The 1,432-nt window shown below is 76.6% G+C and carries 1 pseudogene; it reads right to left on the bottom strand.

The annotated features are described in order from the left end of the window. Positions 1-1,329: pseudogene (locus ACFV9O_RS40410) on the bottom strand (DUF3372 domain-containing protein); the annotation flags it as partial. Between the last annotated feature and the right edge of the window lie 103 nt (positions 1,330-1,432).

Genomic DNA, 1,432 nt, shown 5'->3' with positions numbered 1-1,432 from the left:
GTCGAGGACCGAGGTGTCGGCCTGTCCGGAGGCGGCGGTGTGGTTGTAGACGACGTCCATGACGACGCCGAGCCCGTCGCGGTTGAGGGCGCCGACCATCTCGCGGAACTCCCGGGTGCGGCCCGCCCCTTCGGGGTCGGTGGCGTAGGAGCCCTCGGGCACGGTGTAGTGCAGCGGGTCGTAGCCCCAGTTGTAGGCGTCCTCGGCGGCGCTCGCGGTGACGCACTCCTGCTGGCGCTCGGAGTCTGCGGGGAGGGCGGGCAGGTCGCAGTCGGGGCTCTTGGCGTCCTTCTCCGGGATGGTGGCGATGTCGAAGACGGGGAGCAGGTGGACGTGGGTGGTGCCGGCGTCGGCGAGGCGGCGCAGGTGGCGGGCGCCGTCGCTGTCGCGGTCGGTGAAGGCGCGGTAGGCGCCGGGGTGGGCGTTGGTGGGGTCGGAGGCGGAGAAGTCCCGGACGTGGAGTTCCTGGATCTGGGCGTCGCGCAACGGCACGGCCGTCGGCTTGCGGAGGTTCTCCCAGCCGGGCGGGGCGAGCTTGGGGTCGTCCAGGTCGGTGACGAGGCTGCGGCGGGAGTCGGTGGTGAGCGCGACGGAGTAGGGGTCGGTCACGGTGTTGGTGACGGTGCGGCCGGCCTCCGGCGCGTAGACGGTGACGTCGTAGGCGTACTCCCGGTCCTTCCAGCCGCGTTCGCCCTCGACCGACCAGACGCCGGAGGCGGCGTCGCGGCGCATCGGGACGGTACGGCCGTCGAGGTCGAGGGCGACGCGGCGGGCGGTGGGCGCCCAGACGGAGAGGGTGGGGCGCCCGGCGCGGTCGAAGGTGACGCCGAGCGCGCGGCGCTGGGCGGCGCCGGCGTACAGGTCGTCGAGGACGCCCGCGGTCTGCACGGCGGTGGCGGTGGTGACGGTGCCGTCGGCGGCGCGCTGCTGGGCGACGAGGCGGCCGCGCAGCGCGTCGGCGGCGAGGTGCCGGTCACGGGCATCGACCCGCCACGCGTCGTACGCCGCGAGGTGCGGGAACCTCTTGGCCTGGGCGGCGGTGAGCTTCCCGGCGGTGAGCCGGAGCTGTCGGGTGCCGGGGCCCGGACGTATCTGCTCGGCCGCCCGCTTCTCCGCGCCCTGGGCCGGGGCGAGGAGACGGGCGCTCGCCGTTCCCTCGGCGCGGGGCCAGGCGACGGTGCGGGCGTCGAGCCAGACGGCCTCGGCGGTCTCCTCGGCGGCGGTGGCCCGCGCGGACGGGGCGTCAGGGGTGTCGGCCGTGGCCGGCAGGGCGGCGGTGAGGGCGGCGCACAGGCCGAGACTCACCGCGAGGGTGATGGTCCGTCGCACGGGGACGGGTCTCCTTCGAGGGGCGGGGGCCGCCGGGCGGGTTTCGCGGGGCGGGTGCGGCAGCGGCCCGGCGTCCGCGGGGAGGCGGGCGCCGGGCCGGAGG

This window comes from Streptomyces sp. NPDC059909 (assembly GCF_042730885.1).
Lineage (GTDB): Bacteria > Actinomycetota > Actinomycetes > Streptomycetales > Streptomycetaceae > Streptomyces.
Note: the sequence above shows the minus strand (reverse complement) of the source record. Positions and strands in the feature narration are given on the sequence as shown.